This window comes from Chryseobacterium balustinum (genome assembly GCF_900168205.1).
Taxonomy (GTDB): Bacteria; Bacteroidota; Bacteroidia; order Flavobacteriales; family Weeksellaceae; genus Chryseobacterium; species Chryseobacterium balustinum.
This window is the reverse complement of record NZ_FUZE01000003.1, coordinates 268,430-289,352: the sequence shown is the minus strand read 5'-3', so window position 1 is coordinate 289,352 and position 20,923 is coordinate 268,430. Positions and strand designations below refer to the sequence as shown.

At 34.8% G+C, this 20,923-nt stretch carries 19 protein-coding genes and 3 tRNA genes; 6 read left to right on the top strand and 16 right to left on the bottom strand.

The window, feature by feature from the left end:
• Positions 1 to 50: 50 nt before the first annotated feature.
• The 6 genes from B5X64_RS06900 (at position 51) to B5X64_RS06880 (ending at position 6,404) form a co-directional block, all read left to right on the top strand.
• Positions 51 to 3,140 carry a T9SS type B sorting domain-containing protein gene (locus B5X64_RS06900; RefSeq protein WP_079464522.1) on the top strand — a complete coding sequence of 1,030 codons (3,090 nt, stop codon included), beginning with the start codon at positions 51 to 53 and terminating at the stop codon, positions 3,138 to 3,140.
• 293 nt (positions 3,141 to 3,433) lie between these two features.
• On the top strand, positions 3,434 to 4,078 hold the full coding sequence (locus tag B5X64_RS23145) for a cation:proton antiporter (protein ID WP_249414786.1): 645 nt from the start codon (positions 3,434 to 3,436) through the stop codon (positions 4,076 to 4,078).
• Positions 3,999 to 5,045, top strand: coding sequence for a cation:proton antiporter (locus tag B5X64_RS23140; RefSeq protein WP_249414785.1), 1,047 nt, complete (start codon positions 3,999 to 4,001; stop codon positions 5,043 to 5,045). Before B5X64_RS23145 ends, B5X64_RS23140 begins: the two co-directional genes overlap by 80 nt.
• A gap of 16 nt (positions 5,046 to 5,061) precedes the next feature.
• On the top strand, positions 5,062 to 6,078 hold the full coding sequence (locus tag B5X64_RS06890) for a bestrophin family protein (protein WP_079464521.1): 1,017 nt from the start codon (positions 5,062 to 5,064) through the stop codon (positions 6,076 to 6,078).
• Between the two features lie 144 nt (positions 6,079 to 6,222).
• Positions 6,223 to 6,296, top strand: a tRNA-Asp gene (locus B5X64_RS06885).
• 34 nt (positions 6,297 to 6,330) lie between these two features.
• Positions 6,331 to 6,404: transfer RNA gene (locus tag B5X64_RS06880), tRNA-Asp, on the top strand.
• A gap of 768 nt (positions 6,405 to 7,172) precedes the next feature.
• Here the strand turns inward: B5X64_RS06880 and B5X64_RS06875 are convergent.
• The 16 genes from B5X64_RS06875 to B5X64_RS06800 form a co-directional block, all read right to left on the bottom strand.
• A tRNA-Asp gene (locus B5X64_RS06875) sits at positions 7,173 to 7,246 on the bottom strand.
• Positions 7,247 to 7,376: 130 nt separating this feature from the next.
• Positions 7,377 to 7,694: a thioredoxin gene (gene trxA, locus B5X64_RS06870; protein WP_034682284.1), complete on the bottom strand. Its 318-nt coding sequence runs from the start codon at positions 7,692 to 7,694 to the stop codon at positions 7,377 to 7,379.
• Positions 7,695 to 7,766: 72 nt separating this feature from the next.
• Complete coding sequence (locus B5X64_RS06865; RefSeq protein ID WP_079464520.1) at positions 7,767 to 8,942, bottom strand: cysteine desulfurase family protein; 1,176 nt, start codon at positions 8,940 to 8,942, stop codon at positions 7,767 to 7,769.
• A 2-nt stretch (positions 8,943 to 8,944) separates the two neighbouring features.
• Entirely contained in the window at positions 8,945 to 9,415 is a 471-nt protein-coding gene (locus B5X64_RS06860) for a hypothetical protein (protein WP_079464519.1), read from the bottom strand.
• A gap of 24 nt (positions 9,416 to 9,439) precedes the next feature.
• Positions 9,440 to 10,027, bottom strand: a complete 588-nt coding sequence (locus tag B5X64_RS06855; protein ID WP_079464518.1) for an HAD-IB family hydrolase — start codon at positions 10,025 to 10,027, stop codon at positions 9,440 to 9,442.
• A 7-nt stretch (positions 10,028 to 10,034) separates the two neighbouring features.
• Positions 10,035 to 10,760 (bottom strand): SDR family NAD(P)-dependent oxidoreductase, encoded by a 726-nt coding sequence (locus B5X64_RS06850; RefSeq protein WP_079464517.1) that lies wholly within the window; start codon positions 10,758 to 10,760, stop codon positions 10,035 to 10,037.
• Position 10,761: 1 nt separating this feature from the next.
• Positions 10,762 to 12,078: an FAD-binding oxidoreductase gene (locus B5X64_RS06845; RefSeq protein ID WP_079464516.1), complete on the bottom strand. Its 1,317-nt coding sequence runs from the start codon at positions 12,076 to 12,078 to the stop codon at positions 10,762 to 10,764.
• Positions 12,079 to 12,080: 2 nt separating this feature from the next.
• On the bottom strand, positions 12,081 to 12,992 hold the full coding sequence (locus B5X64_RS06840) for a UbiA prenyltransferase family protein (protein WP_079464515.1): 912 nt from the start codon (positions 12,990 to 12,992) through the stop codon (positions 12,081 to 12,083).
• 110 nt (positions 12,993 to 13,102) lie between these two features.
• Positions 13,103 to 13,792, bottom strand: coding sequence for a YiaD family glycine zipper/OmpA-like lipoprotein (locus B5X64_RS06835; RefSeq protein ID WP_079464514.1), 690 nt, complete (start codon positions 13,790 to 13,792; stop codon positions 13,103 to 13,105).
• Positions 13,793 to 13,812: 20 nt separating this feature from the next.
• Positions 13,813 to 14,310, bottom strand: coding sequence for a lipocalin-like domain-containing protein (locus B5X64_RS06830; protein WP_079464513.1), 498 nt, complete (start codon positions 14,308 to 14,310; stop codon positions 13,813 to 13,815).
• A 126-nt stretch (positions 14,311 to 14,436) separates the two neighbouring features.
• Positions 14,437 to 16,122, bottom strand: coding sequence for a S8 family serine peptidase (locus tag B5X64_RS06825; RefSeq protein WP_079464512.1), 1,686 nt, complete (start codon positions 16,120 to 16,122; stop codon positions 14,437 to 14,439).
• 83 nt (positions 16,123 to 16,205) lie between these two features.
• A complete protein-coding gene (locus B5X64_RS06820; RefSeq protein WP_079464511.1) occupies positions 16,206 to 16,820 on the bottom strand; it encodes a WbqC family protein in 615 nt (204 codons plus the stop codon).
• 65 nt (positions 16,821 to 16,885) lie between these two features.
• Positions 16,886 to 18,526, bottom strand: a complete 1,641-nt coding sequence (lepB, locus tag B5X64_RS06815) for a signal peptidase I (protein ID WP_079464510.1) — start codon at positions 18,524 to 18,526, stop codon at positions 16,886 to 16,888.
• Between the two features lie 123 nt (positions 18,527 to 18,649).
• On the bottom strand, positions 18,650 to 19,351 hold the full coding sequence (dapB, locus tag B5X64_RS06810; protein ID WP_079464509.1) for a 4-hydroxy-tetrahydrodipicolinate reductase: 702 nt from the start codon (positions 19,349 to 19,351) through the stop codon (positions 18,650 to 18,652).
• A gap of 41 nt (positions 19,352 to 19,392) precedes the next feature.
• Positions 19,393 to 20,031, bottom strand: coding sequence for a DUF5683 domain-containing protein (locus tag B5X64_RS06805; RefSeq protein WP_079464508.1), 639 nt, complete (start codon positions 20,029 to 20,031; stop codon positions 19,393 to 19,395).
• The gene (locus tag B5X64_RS06800) at positions 20,032 to 20,922 is read right to left on the bottom strand and encodes a ParB/RepB/Spo0J family partition protein (RefSeq protein WP_079464507.1); all 891 of its coding nucleotides are present in this window, start codon (positions 20,920 to 20,922) and stop codon (positions 20,032 to 20,034) included. It abuts the gene before it with no gap.
• Position 20,923 lies beyond the last annotated feature (1 nt).

Sequence of the window (20,923 nt, the reverse complement as noted above, 5' to 3'; positions counted from 1 at the left end):
ACAAATTTTTGAAGCTGCTGTTAGGATAAGCTTAATTTATCTTATAATTTATGAAAAAAATACTATTAGTACTAATACTGTCTTTTTTCTCTATTTCTATATGGGCGCAAAAAGATACCGACCATTGGTTTGCACCGATGGCAGGGAGTCTGACTAACGGCAATCCCAAACAAGCTTTATTTTTATCGACCGATAGTACCGTGCCTTTTCCTGTTACCATTTACAATAATAATATTGTAATAGGTACAGTAACGATCAGCAAAGGAAGCCCGCAAACATTTGATGTTCCATTAAACATGATGTTAGGGCAAAATGCATCTGATGCAATGAGTGTAAAAACCAGAGGGCTTTATCTTCACGGTGACCTCCCATTTTTTGCAACCTATCGATTTTCGGAAACGAACCATGGAGAAATTCTAACGTCGAAAGGCAAAGCAGGAATTGGAACAAAATTCTACGCTGTTTATGCTCCGCTCATGAACAATACCAACACTTTAAATTTCACTTGTGGTATTTTAGCTACGGAAGACAATACACAGATCAAAGTTTCAGGATATGAAATGACCACTTGGTTTTACAATAACTTTAATGGACTTACTCATCCTACAATTACGATTACTTTGAATAAAGGACAATCTTATATATTTGCTGGATACGCCAATAAACCCGGAAACAAAGATGGTTTCATAGGAGCTAAAATAGAAGCTACAAAACCGGTATCTATTACCAATGGAAATTTCCGTGGACAGTTCGGATTGACCCCTCCTTATAATGGAGAAGATATAATAATGGATCAGTCGGTTCCTGTAGAGCGATTAGGAAATGAATTTGTGCTTATCAAAGGAATGGGGAACCTGCTTCCGGAAATTGAAGGAGCAATTATCGTAGCGACTGAGAACAATACAGAGATCAAACTGAACAATAATCCTGTTCCTGTAGCGACCTTGAATGAAGGTGAGTATTACCGGGTAAGTGCAATGAATTATATAGTAAACGGGCCATCTCATCTCAATATGTATATTAAATCAAGTAAAAACGTTTATGTATATCAGCTTTTATCTGGTACTCAGGATAATGATGCTACAGAAGGGTTTAATTATATGCCGCCTTTAAATTGTTTTTTACCTAAAACGATTGATGAAATAGGGAAAATTGGGGAGATGCCTTATTCTACAGCTTTCAATCCACCTCTTTTTGTAAAACTGAATATTCTTACGCAGACTGGAGCAGCAGTATTGGTAAACAATATGCCTACAACAGCAGCACAAGGTCCTTTTCCGGTAACAGGAACTCCCGATTGGGTTTCTTATTCTATTCCTAATATTTCTGGAAACGTTACGGTAACTTCTACAAAAGCAGTAACGGCTGGTATTGCCGGAGGAAGTGGAAATTTGGGTTACGGAGGTTATTTTGCAGGATTTGATTCTGTTCCTGTGATCAGAAAAACGACAGGAGACTGTGTTCCCGGAATGGTTTTAGAAGTACAAGCCGGTTTTACCCATTACCAATGGAATCTTAATGGAACTCCTATTCCAGGTGCTAATTTAAATACATATACCCCAACACAGGGAGGAAGCTATACTGTATCAATTACAGAAGGTACTTGTGTACCCCTTACAACATATCCTTACAAAGTATATTCATGTTTGGCAAATACAGTAAAGCCATTAAATATTTGTGCGACTGGTATCCCTATTGCAATTACGCCTGCTTTTACAAACTCTGCACAAATTCCGGTTCCTGGTACAGTTCAAATCATTACGCCACCTGCGAATGGTACTTTAATAGTAAACTCAACAACAGGTGTTTTAACCTATACAGCCAATGCGGGAACAATAAACGATACTTTCACCTATAAATTTTGTGGAAACGATCCGAACTTTACAGACTGTGAACAGGTAAAAGTAAATATTACAGTAGTTCCTTTGGTATTAACCGATACTACGATAAATGCTTGTGATATCAATGGATTTGGTCTTTTTGACTTAACAACTGCCAATGTAGGCGGACCAGCAACTGCAATCAAAAATTATTATCCTACTTTGGCAGATCTTAATGCAAATATCAATGAGATCATTCCTGCCAATGCATATTCATCTATAGTTCCTGCAACAGTTTTTGTAAAAGTAACTACTGCAGATGGCTGTACCGAGAATGCGAAAATTACACTTCAGTTTTTCCCTCGAGTTGTGGCAATGGATGCTGTTTTAAATGGATGTTTTAATGAAAACAATCCTACTACGGCAACATTTGATTTAACTGCGGCTAACGTTACAACCACTTTTCCGTCAACAAGAACATACTATCCAACGTTGATTGATGCAACCAACGGAACCAATGAAATTATTCCTGCGACAAACTATGTTTCACCAAATGGTTTTGTATATGTAAAAATAACTTCAGCTAACGGATGTTTTGGTTTTGCGAAGATTACCCTTAACGTTATTCCACCAAAACCATCAAGCGTTTTAATAGATAAAATAATTTGCCCGGATGCTTTTACAACGTTAGATGCAGGACCAGATTATACCTCTTATTTGTGGAGTACAGGCGCAACGACGCAGGTAATACAAAATGTTCCTGTCGGAGATTATTGGGTGATTCTGGAATTTAATGGCTGTAAAACCAAGCAGTTTGTGAAAGTACACGCTTTCCCGCTTCCAAAAATTAAAAAAATAAATGTTAGCAATAATACAGCAACAGTGATTGCAGAAGGTGGTACAGCTCCTTACCAATATTCTCGTGATGGGCTTTTCTGGCAAGACTCTAATGTATTTACAAATCTTCCTCGTGGTAAAAATATATTCTATGTAAAAGATGTCAACGATTGTGCTCCGGTTCAGACTCAGATAACAGTACCTAATCTCGTGAATGCAATTACACCAAATGGAGACGGCAGAAATGATAATTTAGATTATTCGGCACTGGCTTATCTTAAAGATTTAAAAATTTCAATCTTCAATAGATATGGGCATATGATTTACTCTTCTGATGTGAATAAAACGTATAAATGGGACGGGAAAATCGGTGGAAATCCCATAAGTACCGGAACATATTGGTATGAAATAAAATGGACAGAACCAGAAACTCAGATATCTGTAATGTATACGGATTGGATTTTGGTAAAAAATAGAGAATAATACAGTAGAGTATTATAGGGATTTATGAAGAGGGAATAATTTGTTTTGAGGCTGTCTTCTGGGAAAAGGCAGCCTCTTTTTTTTACATTATCAAAGTTTTTAGGTATAAAAGAATATTCTTAAAAGTAAAAATATCGTCTAAATCGAAAAAGCAGTAAAGTAAATTTTACTGCTTTTTTGTATTATTACTATTTTATTTTCAAAAAAATCTTAAAATTAATAATTGTATTGAGGTGATTAATATTTAAAATAATAAATTCGCTCAGATTATTTACACAAACTGAAAAAATAAAATGCATCATTCTATATTATTGGTCTTAGGACTTTTGTTTTCTGTGTTTATGCTGGTAATGTTGGCTCAGCGTATCAAAGTCGCTTATCCTATTTTTCTCGTTATTGCGGGTTTGGGAATCAGTTTTATTCCGGGGATTCCGCATGTAGGTTTAGATCCGGAAATCATATTTCTGATATTTTTACCACCCTTATTATACGAAGCAGCTTGGTACACTTCATGGACGGATTTTTGGAAATGGAAACGCCCAATCGGCTTGCTGGCTTTTGGCTTGGTATTTTTTACGTCAACAATTGTCGCTTACTTTACCTCTTCTTTTATTCCCGGATTTACCCTTGCGTTAGGATTTCTTTTAGGTGGAATTATTTCACCTCCCGATGCAGTTGCAGCAGCTACCGTTTTAAAAGGAATGGGAGTTCCGAAAAGATTGATGACGATTTTGGAGGGTGAAAGTTTGGTAAATGATGCTTCTTCGTTAATCGTTTTTAAATTTGCTTTACTTGCTGTAATTACCGGAACTTTTTCAATGCAGGAAGCCACCGGACAGTTTTTTTTGGGTTGCAGGAATGGGAATTGTTGTGGGACTTGTCGGAGCACATATTATGTACGTGATTCACCGTTTTTTACCGACAACTCCGGCAATTGATGCGGCTTTAACGGTAATGACGCCTTATATTTTATTTCTTTCGGCAGAGCAGTTTCATTTTTCAGGAGTAATGGCAGTGGTAACGGGAGGGTTGTTTATTTCATGGCGTTCTCACGAGATTTTTAAGACAGGAAGCACAAGATTAAATATGCTTGGGGTTTGGACGACACTTATTTTTGTAATGAATGCTGTCGTTTTCGTTTTAATTGGATTAGAACTTCCTCAAATTATAGAATCTCTAGGAAAATATTCAGTTTGGCAGGGTATAAAATATGGAGCAATTGTAAGTTTAATTATTATTTTACTAAGATTTTTATGGGTTTTTCCGTCAGCGCATATTCCAAGATGGTTAAGCTCAAAAGCCAGACAAGACCCTTCTCCGGGCTGGAAAGGTCCTGTTGTAATCAGTTGGGCAGGGATGAGAGGAGTTGTTTCATTGGCGACTGCGCTTTCAATTCCGTTTTATCTGGATGATAAAGGAACACTTTTTCCACAACGTGATCTTATTATTTTTATCACCTTCGTTGTGATATTTATTACGCTGGTTTTTCAGGGTCTGACTTTACCTTTTATTATTAAATTAATTAAACTTAAAGAAATTGATGATCTTGTCCCTGAAGAAGAGCAAAAGACAGGAATTCAGCTTATTTTAGACAATACAGCGCTTCAATTAGTCAATGAAAAATATACTGCCGAATTAAATGATAATGAACTAGTTGCTTTTTATAAATCTAATTTAGAATCTGATATTCACGTTGCCAATAAACGACTGGAATCTTTAGAATGCGATGAAACAGAACATCAGGAAATTGAAAAATATCATCAAATACTTCTGGATATTTATGCTATTCAAAGGAAAGAATTATTCAGAATGAGAAAAGAAAAGCTTTTTTCAGATGAAGAAATCCGTAAATCCGAACTTCAGCTAGATTTAAATGAACTGAAAATAACAGGAGCGGGACATTAATTTATTTTAAAAGAACATGAATACAAATTCTCATTACAAACTTCAGCACTTCATCCCGTGGACGCGCTCTAAAATTTACAAAATGCTCGTTTTGAGTATAATTCCAACGCTTCTTTTCTATTTTTTAGAATTAAATTGGCTTGCAATTCCATGGGTTCCGATTGCATTGTTGGGAACGGCTACAGCGTTTATTTCAGGATTTAAAAATACACAAACCTACAACAGAACTTGGGAAGCGAGACAGATTTACGGAGCAATCATCAACAGCAGTCGTGCTTTCGGAATTATGGTGAAAGATTTTGTGAGAAATAATGATAAACTGAAAGAATCTGAACTTCACAAAGAAATTATTTACCGTCATTTTGCCTGGCTCACTGCATTGAGATTTCAGTTGAGAGAAACCAAAAGCTGGGAAAATGTAAAAGTAAGAAGTTACTACAAAGAATATCTGAAATATTACAAAGTTCCGGAGTGGGAAAGTGATTTGTCGGAAGAGCTTAAACCTTTTCTTTCTGAAAAAGAGCTGGGTTATATTTTATCGACCAAAAACAGAGCGACACAAATTCTCGCCATTCAGTCAGAACATTTGAGAAAGCTTAATGAGGATGGTTTGATCTCAGATTACAATTATGTGGCTTTAGAAAATCAGCTGAAAGATCTTTATGATCAGCAGGGAAAATGTGAACGGATTAAAAACTTTCCGTATCCGAGACAGTTTACAAGCATTAATTTATATTTTACCAATATGCTGTGTTTCTTATTGCCATTTGGTTTTTTGGGTGAGTTTTCTAAAATGATCGAGAAATTTGGGGAGCATATTATCTGGCTTACCATCCCTTTCAGTGTTTTAGTAGGGTGGGTTTTCCTGGTTTTGGAGCAAATTGGTGAAAGTACCGAAAATCCTTTTGAAGGAAATCCCAACGATGTTCCGATTACGCAGATTACAAGAAATATTGAGATCGATCTTCGGGAAATGCTTGGTGAAACGGATCTTCCACCTGCATTGCAACCTGTCAATAATATTTTGATGTAAGGTTAATTTAAAAATAATGAGATTGATTCTCTGTGATTTATCTCTAATTCTAATAAAATTAATAATTATAGTTTGCAGGTATTGAAAAAAGCTATATATTTGCAACCACAATAACGGAAGGTAATTCTTCTGGGCATTGCAAAAGATCCGGTAGTTCAGCTGGTTAGAATGCCGCCCTGTCACGGCGGAGGTCGCGGGTTCGAGTCCCGTCCGGATCGCAAAAAGTTTTACAATTTTAACTTTAAAAAAATTGATCCGGTAGTTCAGCTGGTTAGAATGCCGCCCTGTCACGGCGGAGGTCGCGGGTTCGAGTCCCGTCCGGATCGCATAAAAGCTTTAAAATATTTGTTTTAAAGCTTTTTTCGTTTATATACCTTGAGCATATATTTAAATCAGTCTCAAAATTTAGAATCATACAAGACCCCAACTAACATAAACAAGAAAAGTATCGCCCTTTATACCTTCAAGCTTTAGCCTTAGTTTTTTCTCCGAATTAAATGATTCTGCCAAAGCATCAATACTTCATCTGCTGAAACAATCAACCATCTCATTATAGTTTAATAAGTTCATATTGAGACTTGCTCTAACTCTTTTTTTAAGCCTCATAAAAGCGTCTATGAATATAAAATAACCCTACTTACATAACATTCAGAAAGCATCCTTTTTTAGCAATCAGCTTAATAGAAATTACTACACATCTAAAACTCTTTCTTTTATATTCAATTTCCTTCTCAGCCTATCTTTAAAAGATGTTTAATTATAGTTTCGTTTTAGATTTTCCCGATCGAAACAATCACACCTCCTACCCTACTTTTTTGTTTTTTTAGAATTAATAAAATAAGGCTCAATATCAAGCAGAAGATCTTAACGATAAGCCAGATGCGAGATGAAAGATCAAACTTCAACATATAACCTTCAAAAGGAGCATTACAAAAACAATGACAACATACTTTGAAAGACGCAAGATCTGATCTCAATCAATTATAATTTTTATCCTTCTTAGTAAAGCTTTCAAACTGATTTCTAAGATCAATTTAAGATTGCATTTTGAACATAAAAAAAGCTTTAAAACAAAATGTTTTAAAGCTTTTATGCGATCCGGACGGGACTCGAACCCGCGACCTCCGCCGTGACAGGGCGGCATTCTAACCAGCTGAACTACCGGATCTTTTACAATACCTAAAGAAGTATCTTCCTTTATTGTGGTGCAAAAATACAAATTTTTAATAGTCTTGCAAACTTTTAGAAACAAAAAATGCTTCCCATAACGGAAAGCACTCATTATCAAAGTATTTTTTTTACAAGTGTGCGCTTAATTTCTCAGCGATTACTTCTTTTGGAGTAACTCCAACCAATTTATCTACTACTTCACCATTCTTGAAAATAAGAACTGTAGGGATATTTCTAATTCCATATTGCATAGAAATTTCCTGGTTGTTGTCTACATCTACTTTTCCTACGACAGCTTTTCCTTCAAAATCTGTTGCAACTTCTTCGATGATTGGTCCTAAAGTTCTGCACGGTCCGCACCATACTGCCCAAAAGTCTACCAATACCGGTTTGTCTGATTTTAAAACCGTTTCCTGAAACGAGCTATCCGTAATTTCTAAAGCCATTTTTTTATCTTTTAATTATTAATATTCTTATTTATTTTCCTAATTCAAAATTACCACTTTAAAATGAAAAGCCTATCTATGCTCAACATTTGTATTTTCTATAACGAAATCTTTAGAAATTTCTTTTAAAGCGGTCACAAAAGCATCAATATCGTCTTTTGTCGTCATGTGGCTGAAAGATACACGCAAAGGTGTGCAATTATCCATTTCATCCTCAGAAAGTACCATCATCATTACCATAGAAGGTTTTGATGCTCCTGAAGAGCATGCACTTCCTTGTGAAACAGCAATCCCTTTCATATCAAGTTGCAATCCGATTAAAGGATTTTTGTAGGGAAGTAAAAGACTTACCACAGTGTATAAGCTATTGTCAGCCTCTGAACTTCTACCGTTAAACTTTACTCCCGGAATTTCTGCAGCAACTCTGTCGATTGTGTACTGTTTAATAGTCTGCATATGTTCTGTGTAAGCTTCCATATTATTTAATGAAAGCTCCAGAGCTTTTCCTAAACCGGCAATACCGGCAACATTTTCTGTTCCTGCTCTCAAGCTTCTTTCTTGCGGACCGCCTGTAATAATCCCTTTTAAGCCGCTTGCTTTTCTGATAAATGCAAAACCAATTCCTTTCGGGCCATGAAATTTATGCGCACTGCAAGATGCAAAATCAACAGGAATATCTGAGAAATCAAGATTCATATGCGCCATTGTCTGAACGGTATCAGAATGGAAAAGCGCATTGCTCTCTTTGCAAAGCTGTGCAATTTTCTTAATGTCAACGATATTTCCGATTTCGTTATTGGCATGCATTAAGCTCACCAATGTTTTTTTATCTGAACTTTTTAGTAATTCTTCTAATTTAGCTAAATCAATATCTCCTTTTTCGTTAGGACGAATGTAAGCAACCTCTACCCCTTTTCTGTTTTTCATATCCAGAATACTCTCAGAAACACATTTGTGCTCCATTGGAGAGCTTATGATTCTTTCAATACCAAGATGCTCAACACTTGATTTGATAATCATATTATTAGATTCTGTACCGCAAGAGGTGAAAATAATCTCAGCAGGCGTTACATGTAGATAATCTGCAACCTGCCTTCTTACATTTTCTATAAGGATTTTTGCATCCTGACCAAAACTGTGTGTAGAAGAAGGGTTTCCGAAATTCATTTTCATCGTATCAACCATTGCATCGATTACTTCTTCTGAAAGAGGCGTTGTAGCAGCGTTATCTAAATATATTTTATTCATTTTTATTTTGAAGATTTTAATTGTACTGAAGTGAATTTATAACTTGAAGGAACTGTAAAGATAAACCAAGGATTTGAAAGCATCTGAATTTCCATTCCGCCCGATTCATACATCGGTACTTCCACATACAGCACATTATCTTTTACAGAAATACTTTTTATTTCTCTTATTGTATGATCGCCAGATCTGAATGAACCTAGATTATACACAACTACCTTTTTACCAACAGGAAATGCAGGATATTTCATCACAGGCTCACTTCCTACTTCTACAAGAGAAGTTCCCTGTTTAGATTGTATTACATTCTGAAATTCCTGTTCATTTTTGATGATTACAAAGCCGGGCTGTTCGGTTCCACCTTGCGATTCAGACTTTATAATTTCAGCTTTACTCTGCATATCTTCAGATTTTTGTGCAATTGTGCTTGTGCAACTCATTAAGGTTGCAAAACAAAAAATCAGCAGTTTATTCATTTTACTTTTATTAATCCTTCAAAATTAATGAAAAAATTGGTAATGACCCTCATTTGCCCATTTCAGCATTGGCTTATCTCCGGAAGTATCTCCGAACGCTATGATTTTATCATACTTATCGTCTGAAATTTCTTTTTTTATGCGTTCTAATTTCTCTTCTCCGTTGCAGTTTTTGCCTATAAAGTTTCCTGTAAAAATCCCATTTTTGAACTCCGCCTTTGTAGAAATAAGATTCATCTGCAATTTGTCGGCAAAAGGTTGAGTCCAGATATCAAGAGAAGCCGTCACCATAAGACTGCGTGTATTTTGTCTATCTATATTTTTAATAAAGTCTAAAGCATTCTCTCTTACTATTTTAGGATAATGTTCCTCGAAAAACTGTTTAGACTTTTCTTCAATTTTAGACTGCAACTGACCTTTCAACACAGAACCAATGAAGCTTTTTTTTACTTTTTCAGTTTCTGCCAATTTTAGTTTTAATAAAATAAAAAGCGGAATATGTTTCAAAAATTGAACCCGGAATTTTGAAGGATTGTAAAATTTAAGATACATAAACATGGTATCTTTATAAGTGATAGTTCCGTCAAAATCAAAACAATACAGTTTTTTCATATTACAGTTAAAGCTTTAATTTTTTAAATATAAACTCAGGAATATTCCTAATAATCATCATAATAACGCCCCAAATCGGTAAAACGTATGCAACATTTTTTTGTTTTTTGAATGCTTTGTAAATACATTCTGCAGCCTGCTTTGGCGTTGCTGTCAATTTCGGATTTAATGGTAAACCTTCGGTCATTTTTGTTGCCATAAAACCAGGTTTTATAGTTAAAACATGAACCTTTTTTTCGAAAAGATAATTACGAAGTCCACTTAAATAAGCTGTAAACGCCGCTTTTGCACTTCCGTAAATAAAATTACTCTGCCTTCCTCTATCTCCTGCAACCGATGATAAACCGATAATTGTTCCAGACCTTTTACTTTCAAATTTTTGCGCAAAATAATTCATCACAGGAACTAATTTTGAGTAATTAATGTCAATAATTCGCTCTGTATTTTTATTGTCGTACAAACCATCTTCAGTACTTTCTCCCAAATAACCGGTCGCACAAAACAAAACATTTGAATTAACATGATCAAAATCAAAATAATTGATATTTTTGGTCAGATTGAGTTCAATAATTTCAGATTGCTGCAGAAATTTCACATCAATATGTTTTGCAAAACGTTCCGTTGCTTCTTTATTTGAGGTAAAAAGATAGATTCTTTCATATTTTTCGCCTTCCTGCAAAGCTTTTTCCACAAAAGCCTGCGCTACTTCAGATGTACTTCCGAGAACTATCATTTTACTTATTATTTAAGATTCTTTTGTGCTGTAAAGACACAAATTTCGAACTTTCTACATTTTTAAGATAATTGGTAAGCGAAGATTTACTCATGCTGTCTTTGGTAAGATAAATTCTCCCTCCAAATTCCTGAACGGTTTGATCTAATTGCTCAACCAATTTTTTCAGCTTAGAATTTACCTTAAAGTCTAATGCTAAAGTATAGCCTTCGATGGGGAAAGAATTATATGCTTCAGGGTTATTTTTTCCGAATAATTTTAATACGGCAAGGAAAGAACCGTTGCCGCTGTTGGCAATGGTTTCAAGAATTTTTCTCATTCCTTCTTTTCCATTTTCTTTCGGAATCACCATTTGATATTGGATGAACCCTGATTTACCATAAATTTTATTCCAATCATTAATCGCATCCAACGGATAGAAATAGGTTTCGTAATCGATAATATTCTTCACCTCTTTTTTTGTCTGTCTTTTGAAATATAACAGATTAAAAAGCTTTACGGTAAGAGCATTTAAAACAAATCCGGGAAAATAGAACGGCACAGTCGGAGAAAACTTTTTCTTTAATCTTAGAGGATTTTTTGATAATTTTTGAGGAAGCTCATGTGCAAAAGCATGTTCACCTCTCATCAGAATACTTCTTCCGATATCTTTACCTTTTTGCAGACAGTCGATCCATGCCACGGTGTAAGTCCAGCTTTCGCTTTCGTCAAATAATTTAAATATTTCGTCTAAGTTTTCAGCTTTAATACTTTCCTGACGAATATAGGCTGTTTCTATATTTTTAAGCTTAAATCGAGCCGAAAGAATAATTCCTGTAAGTCCCATTCCGCCGATGGTCGCATAAAATTTGTTGGAATTTTCTTCTTTTGAACAGATAATAATGTCGCCATTCTCTGTCATTAATTTAAAATCAATTACATATTCTGAAAAACAACCTTCAGAATGATGATTTTTCCCATGAACATCAGATGCAATTGCACCACCAATGGAAATCAGTTTTGTTCCGGGCGTTACATAAAGAAAATATCCTTGCGGAACTGATATTTCTAAAACATCAGACAATAAAACACCAGATTCGCATTCTAAAATTCCATTTAATCTGTCGAAACTTATAAATTTATTTAATTTTTTAGTAGAAAAAATACTTTCTCCCAACGAAGCATCACCATAACATCTTCCGTTTCCTCTAGCAATCAGCTCGTTATGGTTCTGCACAAATTCTTTAATCTTTCTGAAGCTGTCTTCCGACTTCATCTCTTTTTCCACAATAGGAAAATTGCCCCAGTTTGTAACTTTTTGTATGAAATTTTGTTTCATAATTACAGTAAATTAAAATTAAGAATACTGTGTTTAAAATAAATCAATATTAAAAACGAGATTACCCACAAAACGAGCGTAATCTGGATATACCGGTCTCGGTATAAAATTTTTGTAGGAGATTCTGTTCGATTATAAACCAATGTTTGTTGCAAGTATCTTAGAAATGCAAAAACAACAAATATTACGGTATAAAAAATACTGGAATGTGACTTTTGCTGAACTTCAGGCGAAAGTGTAAACATCAGGTAACAAATAATCGCCAAAGTCACAGAAATAGAAAGTGCAATATCTGCAAACTGTACGTTATAACCATCTAAAGCTTTTCTTGTCTTACCCGAAACCTGCGCATTGATGAGCTCTCCCCTACGCTTTCCTATCGCTAAAACCAATGCTAAGACAAAAGTTAACAAAGTTGCCCATTGCGAAATGAAAATCCCTGTGATGTAACCACCTGCCTGTACACGAAGAACAAAGCCAATGGCAATGATAAAAATATCAACAATTGGAACATGTTTCAGCTTGAAGGTGTACGCAAGATTCATTACAAAATAAAATGCAATAATGAAAGCAAATTTCCAGACTGGGCGATGAAAATAGAATTGTGCAAATAAAATAAGAGCAACATCTACAATAATTAAACCTATCAGAATACTTATTGCTGTTTTCTTTGAAACAGCGCCACTCGCAAGCGGACGTCTTCTTTTTTCGGGGTGCTTTTGGTCTGCTTCTATGTCGTTATAATCATTAAGAATATAGACAACACCTGCAGCCAGAGAGAATATGATAAATGCAAAAATACTTTTACTAAGTAAATCTAAATTTTTAACATTGCCAGAGAAAAAAAGTGGAACGAAAACAAAAAGATTCTTTACCCATTGTTCTACTCGAAGGAGTTTTAAATATTTCTTCATTAATGTGGTTTCGATTGCAAAAATACTGATTTTACGAACAAAAATTAGCCATAAAAATACAAAAAAAACCGCCAAAGCGGTTTAAAAAATAATATTTATATGTTAAATGACTATTGACCTTGTTGAGCGTCATTAATCATTTTCTCATTTGCAGTAATTGCAAACTCTACTCTTCTGTTTTTAGCTCTTCCTGCATCGGTATCATTTGAAGCAACTGGCATAGACTCTCCTTCACCTGAAGCAAACAATCTGCTAGAAGCAATTCCTTTAGAAATCAAATAAGATTTCACAGAATTGGCTCTTCTTTCAGATAATTTTTGATTGTAATCATCTGCGCCTTTGCTATCGGTATGTCCGTAAATATTGATGTTTGTATCTGGATTATCTACTAAAACTTTCGTTAATTTATCAAGATTTGTTTTAGCGAGCGCTGTAAGCTCTGATGAATCAAATGCAAAAGTAACAATACTTTCATTCATTGTGATTTTAATACCATCTCCTACTCTTTCTACTTCAGCGCCCGGAAGAGTTTCTTTAATATCTTTCGCTTGTTTATCCATTTTGCTACCGATAACATTACCTGTAACCCCACCAATAATACCTCCTAAAACAGCTCCTAGTGCAGCATTTTTACCTTTACCTACATTGTTTCCCAATATACCACCAATTACAGCTCCTGAAGCTGCTCCAGCGGCTGTACCTCTTTGCTGGTGATTAGAATTTTGTACGGCTTCACAACTTGTTAATAACAAAGCTGATGATAAAAATAATGCTGCTATATATGTTTTGTTAAATTTCATCTTAAAATATTTTTAATTAATTATTTAGTATAATCCATTCCTGTTCTTTCGAAATTGTAAACTACTTTTATCGAGCTACCTTCAAATGGTACATTTTGTTCTAAAGAAAACTGATCTGTTGAATTATTGATTACAGTTAAAGTATAACCTGCTGTATTTTGTTTAGCCTTTGTACCGTCTGCAATTTTTTTGAATGTGAAAACATTACCCTTAATATCAACCTTTATTGGCTGAATAAACTGAGGACAAGAACCGCCTCCGTTTAATGTATAAGAACCCGAATAATTATTTGGTATAAATCTCCAATGACTTCCTACAAAACACTGTGCATCTGCTCCTTCATCAAAAGGTTTGATTTTGTAGGCCTTATCATAATTGATGCTTACAATCTGCCAATCGCCTTTCATTTTTAGAAATTCTGACCTTACAGCCTGTGCGTCTTTAGCTTTGTTTACTGTGGAACAAGACACTGCAAAAAGTGAGGCTCCCACTATACCTGCAAGTAATAGCTTTTTCATATTGTAGTTTTATTATTTTAACATTAAAGATAATACAAAAAACCGTGCCAAATTTTATTTATTTCAAAAAAATAAAGCCTGAAAAAACTCAAGCTTTATTTTAAATTATTTCAATCTGTCTGATTATTATTTCTTTACAGACTTCTTAACGGGTCTCGATTTTTTAACAGTTTTTGTTTTCACTGTAGTCGATTTTCCATCGTAGAAATTATTATATGCATACTCTGCAGCTTTTTTCACATCGATTACTCCACCTGCCTGAGATTTTTCTCCGAACTCGTTTTCTGTACTTGCGTTGCTAGTTTTCACTAATGCTTCAATGATCTGTACAGGTTTAAGATTGGGCATATAAGCAAGCAATACTGCCGCTGCTCCCGCTGCTACAGGAGATGCCATCGAAGTTCCTTGTTGATAACTGTATTCGTTGGTAGGAACGGTAGAATAAATTTCTTCTCCCGGTGCAAATACATTCACCATTTTTTTATTATAATTTGAGAAACTAGCTCTCAATTCGTTGTTTCTGTTGGTACTTGCGCCTACAACCATTACATTATTTACAAAAGGGGCTTCGTCTGTAATGTTTTTAAAGTTCGTAGGATAAGCCAAATGTTCTGCAACATCTTCATTTTCGTTTCCGGCAGCTTTTACTAAAAGAACACCTTTATCCTGAGCATATTGAAAGGCATCCCAAACTACATTTTTACCTGGTGAAACAGGTTTTCCAAAACTCATATTTAAAATTTTCGCTCCGTTGTCTACTGCATATCTTATCGCATTGGCAACATCTTTATCTCTCTCATCACCATTAGGAACAGTTCTTACCGACATTATTTTTGCAACTCTAGATGCAACACCGTATTGTACTTCTTTACCTTGCGGCAAACCTGCAATGATCCCGGAAACATGTGTTCCGTGTTCAGCATCAGGGCCTTGGTAATGATTATTCCCATAAATCTTCTCAGAATAATCATCATAATTATCACCTACAATTTCTGCTCTTGGGTCATAATTAAGATCATATTGCTTTGCCATCGGACCGAAATGATCTAATGCATTTTTCATTTCATCCTTCATCATTTTTTCAACTTCAGCAGAAGGTTTTCCTGCGAATGTAGGATCTTTAGCAATGTTGGTAAGAATTTCCAATGCTACAGCTTCCAATTGGGTAGACGGTTTTTTATTTTTAAGAATTTCTGCTGTTAAAGGTTGTCCTCCTAAAATTGTTACCATTGATGGAATAGACTCGTTAATCATCGTATAACGCTGAAAACTTTGTCTTGCATCAACACTTTTTTTAGTAAAAAGCTCTTTCGACTTCATATACATGGCAAATTCTTCTGGCATTTTCGCCTGATTTGCTTTGTTCTGAGTAGAGTTATCACCTTCAAAAACAGGTTTGTATTTTGCTACAACTCTGGTAACTTCCATGTTATCTACATCAATATCACCATTTTTTCCACCAATAAAATTCCATCCGTGAACGTCGTCTATATAACCATTTCCGTCATCATCTTTACCGTTATTTGGAACTTCATTAGGATTTTTCCACATATTATTAACCAAGCCAGGGTGATCAACCTGAACTCCGCTATCCAAAACACCAACAACTACTGTTTTAGGCTTTAGACCTTTTGATTCTAAAAACTTGTAAGCATTTTCAGTATTAACACCATAAACTTTTGTCGTTGCAAAATCTTTATGATACCAAGTCATTAAATCTTTATTTTCTTTTGGATCAACTGCAGGAGTTTGCTGAGCTGATGAATAAGTAAAGCCTGCTAAAAAAACTGCGGCCAACATTACCTTTTTCATATGTAGAATTTATTTATTAATTTAATAATCATCTGCAAAAGCAATATTCATAGGCATTTCACCAATTCTACAGCTTCGTTTGATTATAATTTTTTAATATTTTTAATATAAGTCATCGATTCTGGTCCTTTGTTACAAATAAGATCCACAATCGATAAATCATTCAAAAATCCTAGTTTATCTGAAAATGTCTGAAAATATTCAGCCATTTCGTATTCCGAAGTTTTTTTTGCAGAAAACTTTTCTCTGAAATTAACCTCTTCAGGATTTTTGATATATTCTTCATTCAAAGAGTATGCCTTTTCTGTCTTTAGAAGATTTTGAACGATTTCTATACTTTTTATATTGAAATCTAACAGAAATTTTTCTTTCTTTTCAAATAGTTTCTCCAATTTATCTTCATAGTATTCAAAATATGGCGAACCTTGATATACTGTTTTAATAGATTTCCAGTGAATTTTTTGCCAATCTTCGCGGTAAGACATTTCAGTATCTTTGAATTCACGATTTCCATTATGAATAATCGGAATGATTAATGAAAGCCTGCCGTTGGCTCCATAGATATTGGTGCGGTTTCTAAAGGTCTGCTTCGGGAAACTCTCAAATTGTTCGAACACCACTTCATTTTCAACATTTAAAAATTCTGAAAACCATGAAATTGGGGGTAAATAAAACACCGGTAATAATATATTCTGCATAACTATTATATAGAAAAATGAAGCATTTTTTCAAACACTTCATTTTATTTATTTTTAAATTTTAATTATATCTCGTCTTCTTTTTTCTTCTTTCCGAATAATTTCATAAAATATTCCCAGCCAAAGAAAAGAACAAGTATCATTGCTGCAATCCACCAATAAGAAGTTTTATTAGCTTCTCCTGTATTGGTAGCTTTAAACATTCTATCCCAACGAACTTTGAATGGAGCCTGATAAGATGAACCTGAATCTTTAAAAGCACCTTGTAAACTCATCCAGGTAAACATCGGTCTTCCAACAATATTTTCTTCAGGAACAAAACCAAAGAATCTTGCATCTAAAGAAGCATCTCTGTTGTCTCCCACCATCATATAATAATCCTGCTGAATAGTGTATTGATTGGTTTCTTTTCCGTTAATGAAAATTTTTCCGTTTTTATTTTCTAATGAATTATGTTCATAGTTTTTAATAATCCACTGATATTCGGGTAAAGTCTTTTCATTAAGTGTAACAACATCTCCTTTTTTAGGAATTTTCAGCGGTCCATATTGATCCTGATTCCATCCGCTATTGATAGGGAAAATAGAATTTGTTGTGTCTATTTTAGTTCTTGCTTCATCTCGATATGAAATAGCCGATTCACCTTTTGGCTGTATATCTTCTTTCATATCAATAACCTGTGGTAGTTTCTTAATTTCTGCCGCCGTTTTATTTGTTAAACCTTGAAAAGCATAAATAAAGCCATTTCCATTTGGAATTTCCTGAACAGGTAAAAATCCAAAAGTATTGTATAAACTTGGAATATCTAATTGACTTCCTGTGTTTACAATATATCTGTGCTGAACTTCCTGATCTCCTAAAACAGTTTCCGGTTTTCCGTTGACGAAAAGTCTACCCTCTCTCATCTCAAAAGTATCTCCTGCAACTGCAACCAATCTTTTTACATAAGGATCTGCTCTGTCTAGTGAAACATGCACAGAATCTCTTGGATAGTTGAAAACTACAATATCATTTCTCTGAGGCTTGCTGAATTGGAAAATTCTTTCGTAAGGTAATTTTACTGCTTCTACATAAGATTTAGGATCGTCTTTAGGATTTCCCGGTTCACCGGTATCCATAATTGTTCCCTGTAAGAAAGGAATTGCTACAGGACGCATTGGTAATCTGTAACCGTAGCTCCATTTATTTACAAAAAGGAAATCTCCAACAAGTAAAGTTCTTTCCATTGAACCAGTAGGAATCCCGAAAGGCTGTGTTACAAAAACGTGAATGATGGTTGCAAAAACTACTGCAAAAGTGATTGATCCCATAAAGGTATCTTTCTTTTGTGCATTTTTCTCTTCTTCCGTTAAATACAAGTCATTTTCATCTTCAATCTCGGTATCTTTAGAATAATTTACCGTTGCCATGTAAATAAACGGTAAAATCACCGTCAGCAATTGATCTTTGAATAAATTTTTTCCGAATTTTTTCATTAAATACAAATGAAAAACACTCATCATAATAGGACCTACAATAGGTAAATATGACAAGATTGCCCACCATTTCGGATGTTTCGTCTCTTTAAGGATAATGAAATAATTATAGAAAGGGATAAATGCGAATACCGGACTATACCCTAATTTCTTAAACAGCTTCCAAGTGGAAATCCCCATCAATACTGATAAAATGAGAACATAAACTGTGTACGTTAAAAAATAATTCATAAATTTTTGTGCCTAATCTATACTATAAATGATTAATAATGAGCGATAAATGATAATAGATTCACTATTGACAATTCACCATTCACTCGTATTAGTTTGCAATGTAGGGATTTTGTTACAAATCTAGAGTCCTAAAACATCTTTCATTGTAAAGTTTCCTTTTTTATCTTTGATCCATTCAGCCGCAACTACAGCTCCCAAAGCAAAGCCGTTTCTGTTGTATGCTGTATGTTTTATTTCGATCTCGTCTACTTCACTTCTGTAATAAACAGAGTGCGTTCCCGGAACTTCATTTTCACGGATCGCAAAAATTCCCAATTGTTTTTCCTGAGTTTCTTCCAGCCTCCACGCATCAAATTTATTATTGTTCTTAATGATTCCTTCAGCAAGAGAAATAGCCGTTCCACTTGGCGCATCCAATTTGTGAATATGATGAATCTCTTCCAGCTGACAAGAATATTCATCAACATTCTTCATCAAACCAGCCAATTTTTCGTTTAAAGCAAAAAATAAATTCACTCCTAAACTGAAATTTGAACCATATAAAAATGCCGTTTCATTTTCAACGGCTAACTGTTCAACTTCAGATTTTCTTTCCAGCCAACCTGTTGTTCCACAGATCACCGGAATTTTATTTTCAAGGCAAGCTTTAATATTATCAAAAGCCACTTCAGGAAGTGAAAATTCAATCACCACATCCGGATTATTAAGATTTTCAGCAGTCGGAGTTTCTTTCAGTCGGGCAACAACTTCATGACCTCTTTTTAAGGCAATCTCATCGATAATCTTCCCCATTCTTCCGTATCCAACTAACGCTATTTTCATAAAATTTTAAAACTTATTATCTTACTATTTATTATCTTTTTCTAGAACCTGAAACTTAAAGCCAAACCTGTTTTTGGAGGATTAGTATTAAAGTCATCATAGATTACCGCAGGAGCTAATGTTAAATCCGGATCTTTACGACCTTCATACAAATGGGCATCTACAACAGCGTCTACAATATTTAAAATATAAATTAAACCAGTAATTGCAATTGCATAATCCCTTTGTCTTTTTACTCTGTCTTGCGCATTTCCCAATGCCACTTTATCAAGAGTCGGGTTTCTGTCTAGGAAGTCATTTTGAGCCCCATTAAGTTTTGCAATATAATATTCACGGTATTTTTTATACTGATTTTGGTTCCAGACTGCAATACCAACTCCGGTTCCTACCGCTCCCAAAACAACGGGAACTTTCCAGTATTTTTTATTGTAAACCTGCCCTAATCCCGGTAACACGGCAGAATACAGACCTGCTTTTGTAGGATTCAGTTTTTTTACTTTTAAAGATGCAGGTGCATTTGCTTTTTCGATATCTTCAACAACTTTAGCTTCAGCTTGGGGCTTTACAGCAGGAATACTATCAGTCGCATAATGCTCTAACCTGATGGTATCTCTTGGGTTGGTTTGTGATAAAGCCAGCCCTGATAAAAAAAGTAAAAAGGTGAAAACTATTTTTTTCATTTATTTAATATGAGATAAAATATATTCCAGCTCATCTTCATTTTTAAAATCTAAAACAATCTTGCCTTTTTTGCCGGTTCCTGTTGTTTTTATCTCAACTTTCACATCAAGAATATCTGCAATCGTTTTCTGAGCTCTTTTATAATTATTTGAAAGCTCAGCTTTTGCTCTTTTAGCTGCCGGAGATTTTGGATTTTTTAAAGCAGTAGCCGCTTGCTCAGACTGGCGTACATTCAATTTTTCTTTGATAATTAAATCAAATAAAACCTGCTGAAGTTCTTCATTTTCAAGACTAATGATTGCTCTACCGTGACCTGCAGAAATTTCTCCGCTACGGATTGCATTCTGAATATCCGGGCTCAATCTTAATAATCTGATTGAGTTGGTAATCGTACTTCTGTCTTTTCCTATTCTTTGGCTTAAATTTTCCTGAGTAAGACCTATTTCTTCTAAAAGTCTGTGATACGTTAAAGCAATTTCAATCGCATCGAGATCTTCACGCTGAATATTTTCCACAAGAGCCATTTCAAGAAGCTCCTGATCATTTACCAAACGAATGTATGCTGGAATACTTGTTAATCCTGCAATTTTACTTGCTCTGAAACGTCTTTCCCCAGAAATAATTTCAAACTTTTCCCCTTCTTTTCTTAAGGTAATAGGCTGAATGATGCCTAAGTTCGTAATCGACTGTGCTAATTCGTTTAATGCTTTTTCGTCAAAATAAGTTCTTGGCTGCGTCGAGTTGGGATAAATATCTTCGATGGAAACCTCCATGATATTCCCAACAAATTTATCTGCTCCTTCATCAGTTGCTGTATTGACCGTAGCTTTGGATTCAGCACTTAAAATTGCTCCCAAACCACGTCCCATCGCTCTTTTTCTGTCCTTCATA